The following is a 17,967-nucleotide window of genomic DNA, read 5'->3' as shown; positions in this document are numbered from 1 at the left end:
CTGTCCGGCGGGACGGGACACCCCGCCCCGCCGGGCCCGTCAGTTCTCCGCGGCCAGGCCCGAGGGCTCCAGCACGTGGTGGCGTCCGAGGGGGAGCATGAGGGGCCTCCCCGTGGTCGGGTCGGGGATGACCCGGCTCTCCAGGCCGAACACCGCGCGCACGCTGTCCTCGGTGAGCACCTGCGCGGGCTCGCCCATGGCGTGCAGCCGCCCGTCCGCGAGCGCGATCAGCTGGTCGGCGTAGCGGGCGGCGAGGTTGAGGTCGTGCAGGACCATGACGATGGTCGTGCCGCGTTCCCGGTTGAGGTCGGTGAGCAGGTCGAGCACCTCGACCTGGTGGCTCACGTCGAGGAACGTCGTGGGTTCGTCCAGCAGCAGCAGGTCGGTCTGCTGGGCGAGCGCCATGGCGATCCACACCCGCTGGCGCTGGCCGCCGGAGAGCTCGTCGACCGACCTCTCGGCGAGGTCGGAGGTGTGCGTCGCCTCCAGCGCCGCCGCCACCGCGGCATCGTCCTCCCGGCTCCAGCGGGTGAACATCCCCTGGTGGGGGTGGCGTCCGCGGCCCACGAGGTCCGCGACGGTGATCCCCTCGGGGGCGATCGGCGACTGGGGCAGCAGGCCCATGGTGCGCGCCAGCTCCTTGGCGGGCGTGCGGTGCACCTCCTTGCCGTCGAGGACCACCCGCCCCTTCCTGGGGGCGAGGAGGCGCGACATCGACCGCAGGAGCGTGGACTTCCCGCAGGCGTTCGCCCCGACGATCACCGTGATGCCGCCCGGCCGCACGGCGAGGTCGAGGGATTCGATGACCATCCGGTCCCCGTAGCCGAGCGCGAGGTCCTGGACCTCCAGGGAGTGTTTCGCGGTCACAGGGAGCCTCCGGCGCGGTTGGTGCGGACGATCAGGTAGACGAGGTAGGGCGCGCCGAGCACGCCGGTGACGACGCCGACCGGGAAGCGCGTCCCGAAGGCGTACTGGCCGGCGAGGTCGGCGACCAGGACCAGGAGCGCGCCCACGAGGGCCGACGGCACCAGGAGCGAGCCGCCGGGCCCCACGATGCGGGCGGCAATGGGCCCGGACAGGAACGCGACGAACGCGATCGGCCCGGCCGCGGCGGTCGCGAAGGCGATGAGGCCGACGGCGGCGACGATGACGATGACGCGGGTGCGTTCGACGCGCACCCCGAGCGCGGAGGCGGTGTCGTCCCCCAGCTGCATCGCCGAGAGGTTGCGGGACTGGCTCAGCAGGAGGGGCGCCAGGACCGCCAGGGCCAGCAGGACCGGCACCGTCTCGGTCCAGGTGGAGCCGTTGAGGCTGCCGGTCAGCCAGCGCATGGCCTCCTGGAGGTCCCACTCGGCCGCCTGGGAGAGGACGTAGCTGGTGAGGCTGTCGAGCATCGCGGCGATGCCGATGCCGATGAGGATCAGGCGGGTTCCGGCGACCCCGCCGCGGAACGCGAGGGCGTAGACGAGCAGGGCGACGGCGAGCCCGGCGGTGATCGCGACGACGGACACCCCGGTCCGGCCCAGGGAGAGCACCACGATGGCGAAGGCCGCCGCCGCACTCGCCCCGGAGCTGATCCCGATGATGTCGGGGCTCGCCAGGGGGTTGCGCAGCATCGTCTGGAACGTGACGCCGCCGATGCCGAAGCACAGCCCGGCCGCGACCGCCAGCACCGCCCGGGGCAGGCGCAGCGTGCCGACGGTGAAGGACGCGCCGGGCACCTGCTCGCCCAGGATCACGGCGACGACGTCGGCGGGCGGGTAGAACGTCCGGCCCACCATGAGGCTGGTGGCGAACACGGCGACGATGAGGACCGCGAGCACCGCGACGACGGCGCCGCGCCTGGCCGTGCGCCGGATCCGGCCGCGGGTGACGGCCTCGACGCCGAGGGGTCGGGTGGCGGTTTCCGCGCTCACAGGGCACGCACTTTCTGCCGACGGACGATGTAGATGAAGACCGGTGCGCCGATCAGCGCCGTCACGATGCCTACCTCGACCTCGACCGGGCGGGCCACGACGCGGCCGACGACGTCGGCGGCGGTGAGCAGGGCCGCGCCGAGCAGGGCGGAGAACGGCAGCAGCCACCGGTGGTCCACACCGATCAGCAGGCGGCACATGTGCGGGACGACGAGGCCGACGAACATGATGGGGCCGGCCGCCGCGGTGGCCGCGCCGCACAGCAGCACGGCGCCGAGCGCGGCGGTCGCGCGCACGACGGCGACGCGCTCGCCGAGCCCGGCCGCCAGGTCGTCGCCCAGGGCGAGGGAGTTCAGGGCGCGCGCCGACATCAGGCTGAGGACGAGCCCCACGGCGAGGAAGGGCAGGACGCGGAGGACGCCGTCGAAGGACGCGCCGCCGACACCGCCGATCTGCCACATCCGGAAGCTCCCGGCCACGTCGTTGCGCGGCATCACCACGGCGGTGACGAGCGAGGAGAACGCCGCCGAGGTGGCGGCGCCCGCGAGCGCGAGCTTCAGGGGCGTGGCCCCGCCCCGGCCGAGCGAGCCCACGGTGTACACGAAGACGGCCGCGGCGGCGGCCCCGCCGATCGCCGCCCAGATGTAGCCGCTCGGGGACGTCAGGCCGAAGAAGACCATGCCGCAGACCACGGCGAGGGAGGCGCCCATGTTCACGCCGAGGATGCCCGGGTCGGCGAGGGGGTTGCGGGTCACGCCCTGCATGACCGCCCCGGACAGGCCGAGGGCGGCGCCGACGAGCACCGCGAGGAGGGTGCGGGGCACCCGCTTGGTGACGGCGGCCTGCTCGATGGTCTCGTCGGCGCCGCCCAGGGCGGCGACGACGTCGGCGAGGCCGACGATGCGGGAGCCCCAGGCGACGGAGGCCAGCATGGCCGCCGCGAGCACGGCGAGGGCGAGGAGCAGCCAGAGCGAACGCGCCCGCACCGGGCGCCGCTCGGCGCCGGCGTCCGGTGCGGGACGGGTGACGGTCATCGTCACTGGACCTTGTCGGCGGCCTCGGCGAGCGCGGCGACGTAGTCCTCGAGCACCCACGAGATCGACAGCGGGGTCGGGTTCGCGGCGGTGGCCAGGGGGGAGCTGCCGGGCAGGAGGTAGACCGAGTCGCGCTCCACGGCGGGCATCTTGGAGAGCAGCGGGTCGCTCTGGAGGAGCTCCAGCAGCTCGCCGGTGTCGTCGCCGTAGCCGGTGATGATGTCGACGTCGTCGAAGGCGTCGATCTGCTCGGTGCTCTGGGAGAGGGAGAACTGGTCGGTGCCGGCGGAGAGTTCCGCGATGCTCCCGGGGGTCTCCAGGCCCAGGTCCTCGAAGAAGAGGGTCCGGGTGTCGTGGGTGGTGTAGAAGCCGATCTCGCTGACGTCCGTCGGGTCGACGTGGGTCATGAACATGGCCGACTTGCCCTCGAGCTGCGGGTACTCGGCGACGACGTCGGCGATCTCCTGCTCCAGGTCGGCGATGAGCTGGTCGCCCTCCTCGGCCAGGCCGATGGCCTGGCTGTTGAGCCGGATGATGTCGCGCCACGACGTGGCCCAGGGGCCCTCGGGGTAGGCGACGACGGGGGCGATGTCGCTCAGCGTGTCGTAGTCCTCCTGGGTGAGCCCGGAGTAGGAGGCGAGGATGACGTCGGGCTGGGTGTCGGCGACGGCCTCGAAGTCGATGCCGTCGTTCTCGTCGAAGAGCACCGGCGTCTCGGCGCCGAGCTCGTCGAGCTTCTCGTCGACCCAGGGGAGGACGCCGTCATCGTCGTCGTCGCCGAAGTTGGCCTCGGCCATGCCGACGGGGACGACGCCGAGCGCCAGCGGGACCTCGTGGTTGGCCCAGTTCACGGAGGCGACCCGCTCGGGCTGCTCCTCGATGGTGGTGGTGCCGAGGGCGTGCTCGATGACGATGGGGTACTCGCCGGACCCGCCTTCGGCGGCGGCCTCCTCTTCTTCCGGCTGTGCGCCGCAGGCGGCGAGGGTGAGGACGGTGACTGCGGCAGCGGTCAGTGCCGTGAACCGGTGGGAGCGCATCAGGGTACATCCACTCTTGGAGGAATGAGGGTAGGCTCGCCTAAATTAGCAGAACCTCAATCCTCCCAAAACGGAGGTAGGCGGATAAACCTCCTGCCCACGGAACGCAGGCCCCGATCCGCCCCCGGTGGCGGATCGGGGCCGCCCCGCTCCGGGCACGGGGCGCGGGTAAAGTCTCCGCCAGGTCCCCGGGCGCCGTGTTCCCTCCGGTCCCGGTCCGCAGAAGCATGTCCCGGGGCCGGGAGTTCCCGGACGACCGCCGGTGCACCGGTTCCCGGACCGGCCGGCGGGGACGGCATGCGGGGCGGGTGCTGCGGCCCCGGGCGCGGTCCGGAGGACGGTCTCCCGCAGACCTGCGTCCACGCACCGGCGCGGCGGACCCGGGCACGGTCCGGAGGAAGGGGTTCGATGGGTCACCGGCACGCGCTGCCCCTGGTCTTCGCCGGGGGCGTGCTCGGCACGGGCCTGCGCTACCTGGCGGAGGTCGCCGGAGAGGCGTTCGGCGCGGGGGTCCTGGCCACGCTGGCGGTCAACGTCGCCGGGGCCTTCCTGCTCGGCCTGCTGCTCCAGACCCTGTCCTCGCGCGGGCCGGAGACGCCGGCCGTCGCACGGGTGCGGCTGTTCCTCGGCACCGGCGCGCTCGGATCGTTCACCACCTACAGCGCCCTGGCCGTCGAGACCGTCTCCCTCTCGGCGCAGCCGGGACCGGCCGCCGCCGCGGCGTACACGGCGGCGAGCATCGTCCTGGGGCTGCTCGCCGCACTGGCCGGGATCCTGGCGGCCGGCGGCGGCCGGGCCCCCGCGATGTGCTCCCGCCCCGACAGGGCGCCGCGGTGACGGGGGTCCTGATCGCCCTGTGCGGGGGGCTGGGCGCGGTGGTCCGCTTCCTGGTGGACGGCGCCGTCCGCGACCGGTGGACCACCACGCTGCCCTGGGCCACCCTGTTCATCAACACCAGCGGCTCGCTCCTCCTGGGCGCCCTCACCGGGGCGGTGATGTTCCACGGGGCCGCGCCCGTGTGGGCGGGCCCGGCCGGGATGGGCTTCTGCGGCGGGTACACCACCTTCAGCACCGCCATGGTGGAGACGGTCCACCTGGCGCAGCACCGGGGCCGGCCGCACGCGCTCGCCAACATCGCCCTGACGGCCGTCGTGCCCGTACTCGCGGCGGCGGCCGGGTTCGGGGCCGCCGCGCTGGTGTGAGGACCGGCCCGCGCCACCGCCCGGCCGCGGCGGCGCTCCCGCCGCGGCCCCGGGCCCGCTCACCCCGCCCGGCCCCCGGCGGCCGACCGCTCCGCGATCCGGGCCGCGGAGGTCCCGGGCCGCAGGTCCAGCTGCTCCCAGGAGGCCGTGTCCCGCCGGAGCCGCCGGTCGTGGGTGGCGATCACCACGGCCGCCCCGGTGGAGCCGAGCCCCTCGGTGAGCTCCTCCACCAGGGCGATCGAGAGGTGGTTCGTCGGCTCGTCCAGCAGCAGCACGTCGGGGCGCGACGCCAGCGCCACCGCCAGGTCGAGCCGCCGCTGCTGGCCCGTCGACAGCTCGCGCAGCGGCCGTGCGGCGTCCCGGGCCGGGAGCAGGCCGAGGGCGGAGAGGGGGACCGCCTCCCCCTCGGCCAGGACGCCCGAGCCGACGAGCCGCGCCACGTGGGCGGAGTACACCTCGTGGGCACGGCGCGCGCCCGCGCGCGGCGACTCCTGCGCCAACAGGCGCACCCGGGCCGTGCGCGCGGTCCGCACACCGCCCCCGGTCGGCTCGACGAGCCCGGCCAGCACCGACAGGAGCGTCGACTTGCCCGCCCCGTTGGCCCCGGTGACCACGACCCGGTCGCCGGAGCGGAGCGTGAGCGAGACCGGCCGGTCCAGGCGCCCCGCCACGGTGACCCCCTCGGCCGCGACCAGGTCCGTCCCGGGCCGCGCCCGCAGCTCCGGCATGCGGAACCGCAGCGGGGGCGGGGGCACGGTGAGCGCGTGCTCCTCCAGGTCCTCGCGCCGCCGGTGGACGGCGCGCACCAGGGCGGGCGCCCGGGTGGCCCGCTGGTGCTTGCCGGTCCCCTTGTCCGGGCGCCACCCGCCGACGAGCCGGTTCTGCGCCGCCGACAGATCCTGGGTCAGGCGGGCGTGCTCGGCCTGCTGCTGCTCGTACTCGGCCGCCCAGCGCTCCCGCTCCGCGCGCCGGCCCTCCTGGTACCCGGCGAAGCCCCCGCCGTAGACGCGGGGTCCGCCGTCGCGGCTCGGGTCGAGGTCGAGCATCGTCGTGGCCACGTCCGAGAGCAGGGCGCGGTCGTGGCTGACGAGCGCCACCCCGTTGTGGTGGCCGCGCAGCCGCTCGGTCAGGAAGTCCAGCCCGGCGGCGTCGAGGTGGTTCGTGGGCTCGTCGAGCAGCAGGAAGTCGTGCGAGGCGCCCAGCAGGCACGCCAGCCGCACGCGGTAGCGCTGCCCGACCGACAGCCGCTCCAGGGGGCGCGACCGGTCGGTGACGGCCCCCAGGTTCTCCAGGGCCAGGTCGACGCGCCGGTCGGCGTCCCAGGCGTCCAGCGCCTCCGCCGCGTCCAGGGCCGCCGCGTACTCCCCGGCGGCGCCGGGGAGCCCGTCGGCCAGCGCCGCGGCGCTCGCGTCGAGCGCGGCCAGGGCGGTCCGCGCGGCGGCGAGTCCGACGTCGACCAGGTCGCCGACGGTCCGGCCGCCGTCCGCCTCCATCTCCTGCTCGGCGACGCCGACCGTGCCCACGCGCCGGACGGTTCCGGCGTCGGGCGCGAGCGTCCCGGCGAGGACGTGCAGCAGCGTGGACTTGCCGCGTCCGTTCTCGCCGACGATCCCCCACCGCGACCGCGGGGTGAGGGCCATGTCGACGCCGGACAGGACCGTGCGCCCGCCGCGGTCGACGCGTACTCCGGACAGGGTGATCTGCGCCCGCTCGCCTGCGGGCAGGCCGGACACGGGGTTGGCGGTGATCATTCTCTCCTCCGAACAGAGCTCCGCCCCGGCGGTGGACGCGAGGGGTGCGGGAGCTCTCCGAGCTGACGAAAAGACCCCTTCGGGGTCATGGCAGACGTCGTCGGCCCGCGGCCACAGCGGCTGTGGGGCGGGCGCTCGGAATGCGCTCAGAGGTAGAGAGGTAGATGCACGCTGCCCATGGTAGTCACCGTGCGGACCTGGGGCCAGGGGTTTTCCGGCGGGCCCGGACCGGTCGGCCGTTCGCCCCGCCGGCCGGGGGCCGCCGCCGGGGTCGCGCGGCGCCGCCGCGAGGGCGCCGTCCCCCGTGGACCGCTCGCGGCGGCGGGCCTCCGCCCCGTGGGTCCGTCCGGGGCGGAGGGGGCCGTGCGCGCCCTCCCGTTCGGCAGGGGCGCGGCCCCGGCCGGGGCCGGGGCCGCGGGAGGGGCGGTGTCAGGGGCAGCAGGAACAGCCGGGGGCGCATCCGCACCCGTCGGCCTCCTCGGTCCCGGCGTCGGCCGCGCCGGGCGCGGTGAGGGCGATCCCGGCCGGGGCGCAGCAGGCGTCCCCGCGCCAGGCCTCCCGCCCCTCCTTGACCGCCAGCACGGCGATGAGCAGCGCCACCGCCGGGTCGGCCCAGGCCCACCCGAACAGGGCGTTGACCCCCAGCCCGACCAGGAGGGCGGCCGACAGGTAGGTGCACAGCAGTGTCTGCTTGGAGTCGGCCACCGCCGTGGCCGAGCCCAGCTCCCGGCCCGCGCGGCGCTGGGCCAGGGACAGGAACGGCATGATCACCACCGACAGGGCGGCCAGCACGATCCCCACCGTGGAGGGGGCCGCCTCGGTCCCGCCGAGCAGGGAGCGCAGGGCCTCGACGGTGACGTAGGCGGCCAGGGCGAAGAAGGCCACCGCGATGACGCGCAGCGCCCGCTTCTCCCGCGCCTGGCGCACGCCGGGGTCGCGGGCGGAGAACTGCCAGGCGACCGCCAGGGCGGAGGAGACCTCGATGAGCGAGTCCAGGCCGAAGCCGATCAGGGCGGCGGAGGAGGCGAGGTTGCCCGCGGTGATGGCCACGGCGGCCTCGACGAGGTTGTAGGCGATGGTCACGGCGACCAGCAGGCGCACCCGCCTGGTCAGGACGGCGCGGCGGTCCTCGTCCGGGGGCGCGGTGAGGGGGCGCGCCATCAGCAGCAGCCCTTCTCGTCGGCGTCCGCGCAGGCGGCGTCGGTCTGCACGGCCAGCACGGCCTGGCGCAGGTCGTCCAGGGCGTGTCCGAGGCGGGCGTCGGCCAGTTCGTAGCGCATCCGCCGGCCCACGGGCACGGCCACGACCAGGCCGCAGTCGCGCAGGCAGGCCAGGTGGTTGGACAGGCGGGTGCGGCTGATGCCGAGGGACTCGGCCAGGTCGGCGGGGTGGGCGGGGCTCTCGCGCAGGGCCAGCAGGACCCGGCAGCGGAGGGGGTCGGCCAGGGCCCGGCCGAACCGGGCCAGGGCGTCGATGTCGGTGGCGAGGGAGATCATGCCCCGACGATACACAAAAACGTGGATTCAGGAAACCATGAATTCTCACGTGCGCGCACACGCCGCCCTCCGGCCGGGGCGGGTGGGCGGCCGCCCCGGCCGGAAGGCGGCGTGCCCGGGGGCCGCCGGACGCCGACAACGGCTGGGGCACAGGGGATCCGGGCCCCCTCGCCGGTCGCGGCCGCGGGCCCCCGCGCCCCGGCCCCGGCGGGACGGCCGGGGGTCCGCGGCCCCCGGGGCCGGAGCGGTCCGCGGCGTATCAGGAGGTCGGGCCGGGCGAGCCCGCGCCCGCGTGCGAGTAACCTCGCTCCGGGACTCTCCGGCATCGCCTTGATCTGGAACGACTCGACCGCCCCGCGCCGCAGGAACAGCGCGCGGGGGCGCCGACGCCGGACCGGACCTCGACCGGCCCTTCGGCCCGGACCCGTCGGAGAGCCCCGCGGACCGGTGTGCGGCCTGAGCCGCAGACCTCGGCGTGCGCCGCCTCCCCCAGGGACTCCCCTGCCGGTGGACGCCGCCGGTGATCGCGTCGCGGATTCCTCCGCGAAGCGGATCCGGGTGGCACGGGCGCGGGGACGCGTCCCCGCGCCGACACCTCGTCCTCGCATCCTCCCGCACGGCCCTGAAGCGATCCAGCGGCCGTGCACGTGTCAGGAGACCCCGGCAGTCCTTGCCGCTCCCACCCACCGACAGGAAGTTCACCGCTGTGAAACCCGCTCTTGGCACCAGAACAGACGAGGACCGCGGTCCGCTGCGGCGCGGGGCCCCGTGCCCTGCGGCGCCACCGCGCGTGGTGGCCGTCTCGAGAGAGGAGTCCACCCATGAATGACTCCAGCACCGCCCGCGGCGCCGTCGGAACGGTCTTCTGGGCCTCCCTCGCCCTCTCCTCGCTGTTCGTGGTCTGGGGCGTGGCCGCCCCCGACCACCAGATGTCCGTGATGAACTCCGCCCTGAACCGGATCACCTCGGGGTTCGGATGGGCCTACCTCCTGCTCCCCCTGCTGCTGCTGGCGCTCCTGGTGGGGCTGGCCTTCAGCCGCTACGGACGCATCCGGCTGGGCGACGACGGTGACCGGCCCGAGTTCGCCACCCACACCTGGATCGCCATGATCCTGTGCGCGGTGATGGGCATCGGCCTGGTCTCCTACGGCATCGCCGAGCCGATCTCGCACTTCGCCGTCCCTCCCCACGACCTCGCCGAGCCCGGGACCCCCCAGGCGGCGGTCCTCGCGCTCCAGTACTCCTTCTACGACTGGGGGCTGCACGCCTGGGCGATCTTCGCGGTCTTCGGACTGGCCCTGGGCTACTCGATGTACCGCAAGAAGCGCCCCGGGCTGGTCAGCGCCCTCTTCCGGCCGCTGCTGGGAAGGCACGCCGACGGCCCCGCGGGCAAGGCCATCGACGTCTTCACGGTCTTCGCCACCCTGTTCGGGACCACGACCTCGCTCGGCCTGGGGGCCCTGCAGATCGACAGCGGCCTGAACCGGCTCCTGGGAACGCCCACCGGCACCACCACCCAGGTGGTGATCGTGGTCGTCGTGACAGCCCTCTTCAGCCTCTCGGCCGCCTCCGGGGTCCAGCGCGGCATCCGCTACATCAGCGAGGTCAACCTGTCGGTCGCCGCGCTGCTGTTCGTGTTCGTGCTGTTCCTCGGCCCGACGGCGTTCCTGGTCTCCCTCTTCCTGGAGTCCCTGGGCCAGTACGGCGACGAGTTCCTCCTGATGAGCCTGCGGGGACCGGCGTTCGGCGACACCGCGTGGATGCAGGGCTGGACGTACTTCATGATGGCCTGGTGGGTGTCCTGGGGCGCCTTCGTCGGGGTGTTCCTGGCGCGCATCTCGCGCGGGCGCACCATCCGCCAGTTCGTCCTGGTCGTCCTCGGCATGCCCAGCCTGGCCTTCTTCGCCTGGTTCTCCGTCTTCGGCGGCTCGGCCATCGACCTGGACCTGAACCACGGGACCGACATCGCGGGTTCCACCGCGGCCGACCTCAACAGCGCCTTCTTCACCACTCTGGCCGAGTTCCCGCTGCCCGCCGTCACGACGGCGCTGGTGGTGCTCCTGGCGGTGCTCTTCTTCGTGTCGGGCGCCGACGCCAACACCTACGTCCTGGGCATGCTCACCACCCGCGGCTCCCTGCGCCCGAGCGTGCCGATCCTGCTGCTGTGGGGGGCGATGACCGGCGCCCTGGCGATCATCCTCCTGCTCTCGGGAGGGCTCGCCGCGCTGCAGCAGACCGTCATCGTGGCGTCGGCCCCCTTCCTCGTCGTCATCGTGGGCGTGGTCGTGTGCTTCTGGCGCGACCTGCGGGCGGAGGACACGGGGGCGGCCGACCCGCCGCGGCAGCCGGCGCGCTCCGCCCCGGAGGAGACCGCGTGACCCCGCCGGGGGGCGCCCCCGCCACGGCGGCGCCCGCCCGGACCGCCGCGGCCCCGGGAAGGGGGCGGGGGCACAGGCCCTGAGGGCTGGTCCCTCCCGTCCGCCGACCGGTCCGGGCGGCCCCGAACGGGGCCACCCGGACCGGTCAGGAGCGGTGGCCGCGCGGGACCAGGGCCGCCCCGGCGAGCGGCACGGCCGCGAGCACGAGCCAGGGGACCGGGCCGCCCATGTCCAGGAGCGCCCCCGCGGGCACGCTGCCCAGGAGCACCACCAGCCCGGACAGCGAGGAGAGCGCACCCGTGAACAGGCCCAGGCGGGCGTCGTCCACGAGGTCGGGGAGCCAGGCCCGGACCGTCGGCACGATCAGGACCTGGCCCAGGGTCAGCGCGGTGACGAACGCGACGGAGGGCAGCAGCCCGCCCAGGGCCCCGACCGGTGTCAGCGCCGCGGCGGAGGCGAAGCCCAGCGAGACCAGCAGCAGCCCCCACACCAGGGTCGCGCGCCGGGACAGCCGGGCCGCGGCCCAGGACAGCACCGGGAACTGCGCGGCGATGTAGAGCACCGAGGACCACGCGAGCAGCCAGCCCAGCGCGGCCTGGGAACCGGTCGCCCGCTCCACCTCCCCCGGCAGCGCCAGGTAGAGCTGGTTGTAGGCCAGCAGGTAGCCGCTGTAGGCCAGGCACAGACCCAGGAAGCGGCGGTCGCCCAGCAGGAGCCGGACCCCCTCGCGCAGGCGGGGCCGCCCCTCCCCGGCCCGCGGGCCGGAGGCGCCGTGCGGCTCCGGCCCGGGCATGAGCCGCAGGTGCCCGGCGAGCACGAGCGCGAAGACCGCCGCCCCGACCAGGCACGCGGCCCGGAACCCGCCGAGCAGGAGCAGGGAGCCCAGCAGCGGTCCGACGAGCGTCCCCGCCTGCCCGGAGACGGAGAACAGCGCGAGGACGCGCGTGCGGGGCGTGCCCGAGGACCGCTCGTGCCGCACCGCCTGGCGCACGACCTCCGTCTCGACCGCCGGGGAGAACAGCGCGGCGGCGAACCCGATGAGCAGCACCGACGCGATCACCGACGCCGTGCCCTCCGCGAAGCCGAGCCAGCAGAAACCGGCGATCCGCAGCGCGCAGCCCGCCAGCACGACCGGCCGCGCGCCGAACCGGTCGGTGAGCGTGCCGCCCACGACGAACAGGCCCTGCTGGCTGAAGGTGCGCAGGCCCAGCACGAGGCCGACCAGCCACCCGGCCAGGCCCAGCCCGCCGCCGAGGTGGTCGGCGAGGTAGGGCAGGACCGCGAAGAAGCCGACGTTGAACGCGAACTGGGAGCCGACCAGCAGCAGCGCCAGCGGGGGCAGGCCGCGCGCGTCGCGCAGCACCGCGGCCGTCCGCCCCGTCCCCGGGCGTCCTCCGCGCCGGGGCCCGACGGGGCCCTCGGCGTGCTCCGCCCTCCCCCGGGCGTCACCGGCGGGGCTCACGGCGCGGTCGGGATCGTGCGTGCGCGGGGCGCCCCGACGGCCGCCGGGGAGGCCTCCACCAGCTCGCGCGTGTACGGGTCGGAGGGCTGCGAGAGCACCCGGCGGGCGGGTCCGGTCTCCACGACGCGCCCCTCCCTCATGACCGCGACGCGGTGGGCGACGTGTCCGACGAGCGCGAGGTCGTGGCAGATGAACAGGTAGCCCAGGCCCAGGGTGTCCTGGAGGCCGGTGAGCAGGTTGAGCACCCCGGCGCGCACCGAGGGGTCCAGGGCCGACACCGGCTCGTCCAGGACCAGCAGCCGCGGCTCGCAGGCCAGCGCCCGGGCGATCCCGACGCGCTGGCACTGCCCCCCGGACAGCTCGTGCGGCAGCCGGTCGCCGTGGGAGGCGTCCAGGCCGACCGTGTCCAGCAGGGCGGCCACGCGGTCCGGGCCGGTCTCCCGGTCCCAGCGCCCGTGGATGCGCAGGGGCTCGGCGACGGCGTCGCGCACGCGCAGGCGGGGGCTGAGCGACCCGTACGGGTCCTGGAAGACCGGTTGGAGCGCGGGGCGCAGGGCGCGCAGGCGCGCCGGGTCCATCGTGGTCAGCTCGCTCCCCTCGAAGCGCACCGACCCGGAGTCGGGCCGGCGCAGGCCGACCACGGCGGAGGCCGTGCTGGTCTTGCCGCACCCCGACTCCCCGACCAGGGCGAGCGTCTCCCCCGCGCGGACCTCGAAGGACACCCCGTCGACGGCCGTCACGGGCGCGGAACGCCGCGCGCGTCCCGGGTAGCGCACCACCAGGTCGCGGACCGCCAGCAGCGGCGGGGCGGAGTGGGTCATGTCGTCCTTCCTCGTGGGGTGTGCGGGGTGCGGGCGCCGCCGTTCCGCGGTCACGGCGCTTCCGCGAACAGGGAGCGCGCCGGGTCGGGGAGGTCCTGCCAGCGGTGGCACGAGACCAGTCTCCCCGGCTCGCCCGCGACGACCGGGGAGGGCTCGTGGGTGCGGCAGCGTGTCGTGGCGAGGGGGCACCTCGGCGCGAACGCGCAGCCCTGCGGCAGGGACGTCGGCGAGGGGGGCGACCCCGCGATGGCGGGGAGCATGCGGTCCCGCGCCTCCCGGGGCGGGAGCGCGGCGAGCAGTCCGGCGGTGTAGGGGGCCCGCGGGTCGGTGAGGACCCGGTCCACCGGGCCGGATTCGACGTGCCGCCCGGCGTAGACGACCACCACCCGGTCCGCGTGGCCGCCGACGACCCCGAGGTCGTGGGTGACCAGGACGACCGAGGTCCCGGTCCGCCCGCTCAGCCCGCACAGGAGTTCCAGGACCCTCGCCTGCATGACGGGGTCCAGGGCGGTGGTGGGCTCGTCGGCGAAGACGACGTCGGGCCGGTTGACCGTGGCCATCGCGATGACGGCGCGCTGGCGCATGCCGCCGGAGAACTCGTGCGGGTAGGCGTGCGCGCGCCGGGCGGCGTCGGGGATGCCGACCCGGTCCAGGGCGGCCACGGCCTCCTCCCACGCGCGGGCCCGGCCGGTCCGGCGCACCGAGCGCACGGCCCGGACGAGCTGGGCGCCCACGGTGTGGACGGGGCTGAGCACGGTGAGGACGTCCTGCGGGACCAGCGACATCCGCCGCCCTCGCACCGAGCGCAGGACGGAGGGGCGCGCGCCGACCAGCTCCTGTCCGTCCAGGAGGACGCTTCCGGCGACCTGCGCGCCGTGGGGCGCCAGGCCCAGGACGGCGCGGGCGGTCAGGGACTTCCCGGCGCCCGACTCCCCCACGAGGGCGACCACCTCGCCGGGGTGCACGTCGAAGGACAGGCCGCGCACGGCCGGGACGGCGGTACCGCCGCGTTCGCGCAGGGTGACCCGCAGGTCGCGGACGCTCAGCAGGGGCGCGCGGCCGGGGTCGGTTCCGCGCGGCGGACCGCCGGGCGCGGCGACGCCGGGGGCCGTGCCGCTGTGACCGCCATGAGAGCGGGGACCACCGTCACCGGGAGCCGCGCCACCAGGGTCCGCACCGCTGTGACCGCCGTGAGCGCGGGGCCCACCGCCGCCGGGAGGCGTGCCACCAGGGGCCGCACCGCCGGGGCCGCCTCGAGGGCGGGAGACCGCGCCGCTGTGACCGCCATGAGAGCGGGGACCACCGTCACCGGGAGCCGCGCCACCAGGGTCCGCACCGCTGTGACCGCCGTGAGCACGGGGCCCACCGCCGCCGGGAGCCGCGCGTCGGGGAGCGCCGTCGTGGGGAGCGCCGGGGTTCATCGTCCGGCTCCTTCCGGGTTTCCGGCCCCGGCGGCGGCCGGGACCCGGCGCCGCCGGGCGGCGCGCCCGCCCGGGGGCAGGGTGGACAGGGAGACCGCGAACGCGGCGAGCAGCATGAGCATGGCGGCCGGGGCGAGCGCGGCCAGGGGCGCGCGCTCCACGTAGGGCAGGGACTCCGACAGGCTCAGCCCCCATTCCGCGGAGGGCGGCTGGGCCCCGAGGCCGAGGAACCCCAGCGAGGCCAGGGCCAGGGCGATGCCGGGGAGCCGGAGCACCGCGTTGCGGCCCACCGGGCCCAGGACCGCGGGCAGGACGTGCCGCACCAGGATCCACCGGGGGTCGGCTCCCAGGGCCCTCTGGGCGTCGAGGTAGGCGGCGGCGCGCGTCTCCTGGACCAGCGAGGCCGTGTGCGCGGCGAGCGGCGGCCAGGACACCAGTGCGACGGCCACCGAGGCGCCGAGGGGGCCGGGGCCCATGACGGCGGCCACGAGGATCCCGGCGATGACCGGCGGCAGGGCGTTGGCCATGTCGGCGGCGCCCGCCGCCAGTGCGGGCCGGAACCCGACCACCAGCGCGACCGCGAGGCTCACCAGGCACACCAGCGCCGCGGTGCCCACGGTGGCGACGGCCCCGTGGCCGAGGCGGGCGAGCACGTCGCGGCCCACGGCGTCGGTGCCCAGCGGGTGCGCCCACGAGGGCCCGGCGAGGCGCTCGGCCACGCTCACGGTCATCGCGTCCCGGGTCAGCCCCCACACGCACACGGTGAGGAGCAGCGCCGCGCACACCGCGGGCACCGACCGGCGCAGCGCTCCGGCCGGGGCCGTGGGCGGCGGCGACAGGGTCAGGGCCGCGTCGCGCAGGCCGGGCCCCAGCATCCACCGGCGCGCCGCCTGGGCGAGCAGGCCCGCCGCGGTTCCGAGGAGCACCAGGCCGAGGACCGCGCCCTGGAGCATCGGCAGGTCCTGGGACTGGGCGGCGCCCAGGGCGGTGCGGCCGATCCCGGGCACGGCGAAGACCGTCTCCACGGCGACCGCTCCCCCGGTCAGGCCGATCGCGACCATGCCGAACTGCGGGATGAGGGCCGGGGTCGCCCTGCGCAGCGCGGCCGCGCCGATGAGGGCCGGGGAGCACCCCGAGGCGGCCCACAGGCCGACCCAGCGCTCGGCGAACACGGAGGGCAGGGCGTCGTCGACCAGCCGGCCCAGCAGCCCTCCGGCCGGGATGCCCAGCGCCAGGGCCGGCAGGACCAGGTTGACCGGCCCCTGCCAGCCGTAGGGCGGCAGCCAGCCCAGCCACACCGACAGGGAGACCATGAGCAGGACGGCGACCAGGAACTCGGGCAGGGCCGTGCACATGGCGGCGACCGCGCCGCTGCCCGACCCGCCCGGGCGCAGCGTGCCGCGCGCCCCGCGCACCAGGGCGGGTGCGCACAGCAGGGCCGCCAGCACCAGGGCCACGCCGAGCGCGCACGCCATGACCAGGAGGGACACCCCCGTGGCCGAGACGACCGCGGGCAGGACGGGGGCGTCGGAGACCCAGGAGGAGCCCAGGTCGCCGCGGAGCGCCCCGCCGAACCAGCGGCCGAGCATGGCCGACGGTCCGTCGGAGAGCCCCAGCTCCGCGCGGATCGCGTTCAGGGCCTCCTCGGTCGGCTCCTGCTCTGCCGAGCGTGCCCGCAGCACGGACAGCGCGGGGTCGCGGCCGGACAGCCACGGGAGCAGGCCGACCACGACGGTGATGACGGCCAGCGCCGCCACGCGGGAGAGCAGGGGGCCGAGGAGCCCGGAGCGGCGGGCCGGGCGGGGGCGCCGGGGCGCTGCCCGGCCCGGGAGCGCGGCGCCCATCAGTCCAGCCGGGTGCGCGAGGTGACGAGCAGGCGCTCGCGCGGGTCCTTGGCCGAGTCCACGACGCCGGCCGCGTCGCCCTGGATGACGCGCTCGTGCAGCATGGGAATGGCGGCGTCGGTGCCGAGGACGGCGGCCTCGGCCTCCAGGATCGCGGCGCGCCGCTCCTCGCCGGCCGGCGCCAGCTCGGCCGCCTCCAGCGCGGCGTCCACCCGCTCGTCGCACAGCTGAGCGATGTTGAAGGAGCCGTCGCAGGAGAAGTCGCTGGTCATGTACGCGGCGGGGTCACCGGAGTCCAGGACGGTCGCGCGGGACAGGATGAACGCGTCGAACTCGCCGCTGAGGGCGTCCTCCTCGATGTTGGCGTACTCGCGCACGACCTGCTCCACCTCGAACCCGGCGTCCTCCAGCTGCTGTTCGAGGACGGTCGCGACCTCGGGCAGCTCGGCGCGGTCGGTGAAGGTCGCCAGGGTGACGGACGCGCCGTCCGGGTCCTCGGCCTCCGTGGCGCCGGTGCGCGCGGGGCGCTCGGCGGCCCAGGGCAGCGCGGGGCCCAGAAGGCCCTCGGCCACGTCGGCGCGGCCCTCGTAGACGCCCTCGACCAGGGACTCGCGGTCGATCGCCTCACGTGCGGCGGCCCGCAGGCCGGGGTCCGTGAAGGGCCCCTCCCCGGTGTTGAGGTAGAGGGTGTTGGTGCGCGGCATCGGGACCTCGGTGAGGGTGTCCTCCTCCAGGAGCGCGGCCTGGGAGGTGGGCACGGACTCGACGATGTCGGCCTCGCCGGTGCGCAGGGCGGCGGCGCGCGCGGTCCCGTCGGGCACGAAGGCCACGTCGATGCCGGGGGCCAGGGCGGGTTCGCCCCAGTAGCCGTCGAAGCGGTCCAGGCGCGCGGCGGTGGTCCCGGTGACCTCGACCAGCTCGAAGGGGCCGGTCCCGGTGCCGACGGGGCTCACCGAGCCGCCCTCGTAGGCGCTCTCGGCGAGGATCGACAGCTGCGGCGAGGACAGCCGCTGCGGGACGAGGGGGTCCTCCTCGGCGGTGGTGACGGTCAGGGTGTCGCCCTGCGCCTCCACCCCGAGCTCCACGCCGTCGAGGATGCGCGGCTTGGGCGAGGCCTGCGCCGCGTACTCCAGCGCGTGGGCGGCGACGTCGGCGGTCAGCTCCGTGCCGTCGTGGAAGTCCACCCCCTCGCGGATGGTGAACGTCCAGGTGGTGGGGTCGGTGCGGGCCCACTCGGTGGCCAGGCCGGGCTGCGGATCGCCGACCTCGTCCAGGGTGACGAGGGTCTCGGCGGTGCTCCACCGGGAGAGCTTGAAGGCGTCGTCGGTGAGGGGCGACAGGGCGGAGCGCGGCGGCTGCATCATGGCGACCGAGATCCGCCCGTCGTCGGCGGCGGTGTCGTCCCCGGCGGGGAAGCAGCCGGTGGCCGCGAGGGCGGCGGCCACGGCCAGGCAGGCGCCGGGCGGGGTCTTGTGGAGGTGCACGGGGGTTCTTCCAGGGGTCGGGTGCGGACGGGGCCGCCGCGCGGCAGTGTCGCGACCGGCCAAAACAGCATATGACAACCGTTTTCATTATTGTCCACCAGTCCGCCCGGAACGTGCCCCT

At 75.9% G+C, this 17,967-nt stretch carries 15 protein-coding genes; 3 read left to right on the top strand and 12 right to left on the bottom strand.

The annotated features are described in order from the left end of the window. Positions 1 to 39: 39 nt before the first annotated feature. From ACQPYD_RS12545 to ACQPYD_RS12530, 4 genes are read right to left on the bottom strand one after another with little or no spacing between them, the layout of a single operon-like run. A complete protein-coding gene (locus ACQPYD_RS12545; RefSeq protein WP_433701150.1) occupies positions 40 to 867 on the bottom strand; it encodes an ABC transporter ATP-binding protein in 828 nt (275 codons plus the stop codon). Further along, positions 864 to 1,916, bottom strand: a complete 1,053-nt coding sequence (locus tag ACQPYD_RS12540; RefSeq protein WP_433701149.1) for a FecCD family ABC transporter permease — start codon at positions 1,914 to 1,916, stop codon at positions 864 to 866. Before ACQPYD_RS12540 ends, ACQPYD_RS12545 begins: the two co-directional genes overlap by 4 nt. Beyond that, the gene (locus ACQPYD_RS12535; protein WP_433701148.1) at positions 1,913 to 2,950 is read right to left on the bottom strand and encodes a FecCD family ABC transporter permease; all 1,038 of its coding nucleotides are present in this window, start codon (positions 2,948 to 2,950) and stop codon (positions 1,913 to 1,915) included. The genes ACQPYD_RS12540 and ACQPYD_RS12535 overlap by 4 nt, the downstream gene beginning before the upstream one ends. A 2-nt stretch (positions 2,951 to 2,952) precedes the next feature. Further along, positions 2,953 to 3,987, bottom strand: coding sequence for an iron-siderophore ABC transporter substrate-binding protein (locus ACQPYD_RS12530; RefSeq protein ID WP_433701147.1), 1,035 nt, complete (start codon positions 3,985 to 3,987; stop codon positions 2,953 to 2,955). Positions 3,988 to 4,395: 408 nt separating this feature from the next. Here ACQPYD_RS12530 and ACQPYD_RS12525 point away from each other — a divergent pair, with 408 nt between their 5' ends. Continuing rightward, positions 4,396 to 4,824, top strand: coding sequence for a fluoride efflux transporter FluC (locus tag ACQPYD_RS12525; protein WP_433701146.1), 429 nt, complete (start codon positions 4,396 to 4,398; stop codon positions 4,822 to 4,824). Continuing rightward, on the top strand, positions 4,821 to 5,189 hold the full coding sequence (locus ACQPYD_RS12520) for a fluoride efflux transporter FluC (protein WP_433701145.1): 369 nt from the start codon (positions 4,821 to 4,823) through the stop codon (positions 5,187 to 5,189). Before ACQPYD_RS12525 ends, ACQPYD_RS12520 begins: the two co-directional genes overlap by 4 nt. A gap of 59 nt (positions 5,190 to 5,248) precedes the next feature. On the opposite strand, the gene ACQPYD_RS12515 is transcribed toward ACQPYD_RS12520, so the two are convergent. From ACQPYD_RS12515 to ACQPYD_RS12505, 3 genes are all read right to left on the bottom strand, one after another. Then, entirely contained in the window at positions 5,249 to 6,940 is a 1,692-nt protein-coding gene (locus tag ACQPYD_RS12515) for an ABC-F family ATP-binding cassette domain-containing protein (RefSeq protein WP_433701144.1), read from the bottom strand. Positions 6,941 to 7,369: 429 nt separating this feature from the next. Beyond that, a complete protein-coding gene (locus ACQPYD_RS12510) occupies positions 7,370 to 8,101 on the bottom strand; it encodes a cation diffusion facilitator family transporter (protein ID WP_433701143.1) in 732 nt (243 codons plus the stop codon). Continuing rightward, positions 8,101 to 8,436, bottom strand: a complete 336-nt coding sequence (locus ACQPYD_RS12505; protein WP_433701142.1) for an ArsR/SmtB family transcription factor — start codon at positions 8,434 to 8,436, stop codon at positions 8,101 to 8,103. The genes ACQPYD_RS12510 and ACQPYD_RS12505 overlap by 1 nt, the downstream gene beginning before the upstream one ends. Before the next feature lie 821 nt (positions 8,437 to 9,257). Here ACQPYD_RS12505 and ACQPYD_RS12500 point away from each other — a divergent pair. Beyond that, entirely contained in the window at positions 9,258 to 10,814 is a 1,557-nt protein-coding gene (locus ACQPYD_RS12500) for a BCCT family transporter (protein ID WP_433701141.1), read from the top strand. A 145-nt stretch (positions 10,815 to 10,959) separates the two neighbouring features. On the opposite strand, the gene ACQPYD_RS12495 is transcribed toward ACQPYD_RS12500, so the two are convergent. The 5 genes from ACQPYD_RS12495 to ACQPYD_RS12475 form a co-directional block, all read right to left on the bottom strand. Next, positions 10,960 to 12,276, bottom strand: a complete 1,317-nt coding sequence (locus tag ACQPYD_RS12495) for an MFS transporter (RefSeq protein ID WP_433701140.1) — start codon at positions 12,274 to 12,276, stop codon at positions 10,960 to 10,962. Further along, positions 12,273 to 13,097 carry an ABC transporter ATP-binding protein gene (locus tag ACQPYD_RS12490; protein ID WP_433701139.1) on the bottom strand — a complete coding sequence of 275 codons (825 nt, stop codon included), beginning with the start codon at positions 13,095 to 13,097 and terminating at the stop codon, positions 12,273 to 12,275. Before ACQPYD_RS12490 ends, ACQPYD_RS12495 begins: the two co-directional genes overlap by 4 nt. Positions 13,098 to 13,147: 50 nt before the next feature. Then, positions 13,148 to 14,083: an ABC transporter ATP-binding protein gene (locus ACQPYD_RS12485; protein WP_433701138.1), complete on the bottom strand. Its 936-nt coding sequence runs from the start codon at positions 14,081 to 14,083 to the stop codon at positions 13,148 to 13,150. Between the two features lie 431 nt (positions 14,084 to 14,514). Next, complete coding sequence (locus ACQPYD_RS12480) at positions 14,515 to 16,362, bottom strand: ABC transporter permease subunit (RefSeq protein ID WP_433701137.1); 1,848 nt, start codon at positions 16,360 to 16,362, stop codon at positions 14,515 to 14,517. Further along, a complete protein-coding gene (locus ACQPYD_RS12475; protein WP_433701136.1) occupies positions 16,362 to 17,846 on the bottom strand; it encodes an ABC transporter substrate-binding protein in 1,485 nt (494 codons plus the stop codon). The genes ACQPYD_RS12480 and ACQPYD_RS12475 overlap by 1 nt, the downstream gene beginning before the upstream one ends. Positions 17,847 to 17,967: the final 121 nt, after the last annotated feature.

Origin of the sequence: Nocardiopsis sp. CA-288880 (genome assembly GCF_050955985.1) — a bacterium.
GTDB lineage: Bacteria > Actinomycetota > Actinomycetes > Streptosporangiales > Streptosporangiaceae > Nocardiopsis > Nocardiopsis tropica.
Note: the sequence above shows the minus strand (reverse complement) of the source record. Positions and strands in the feature narration are given on the sequence as shown.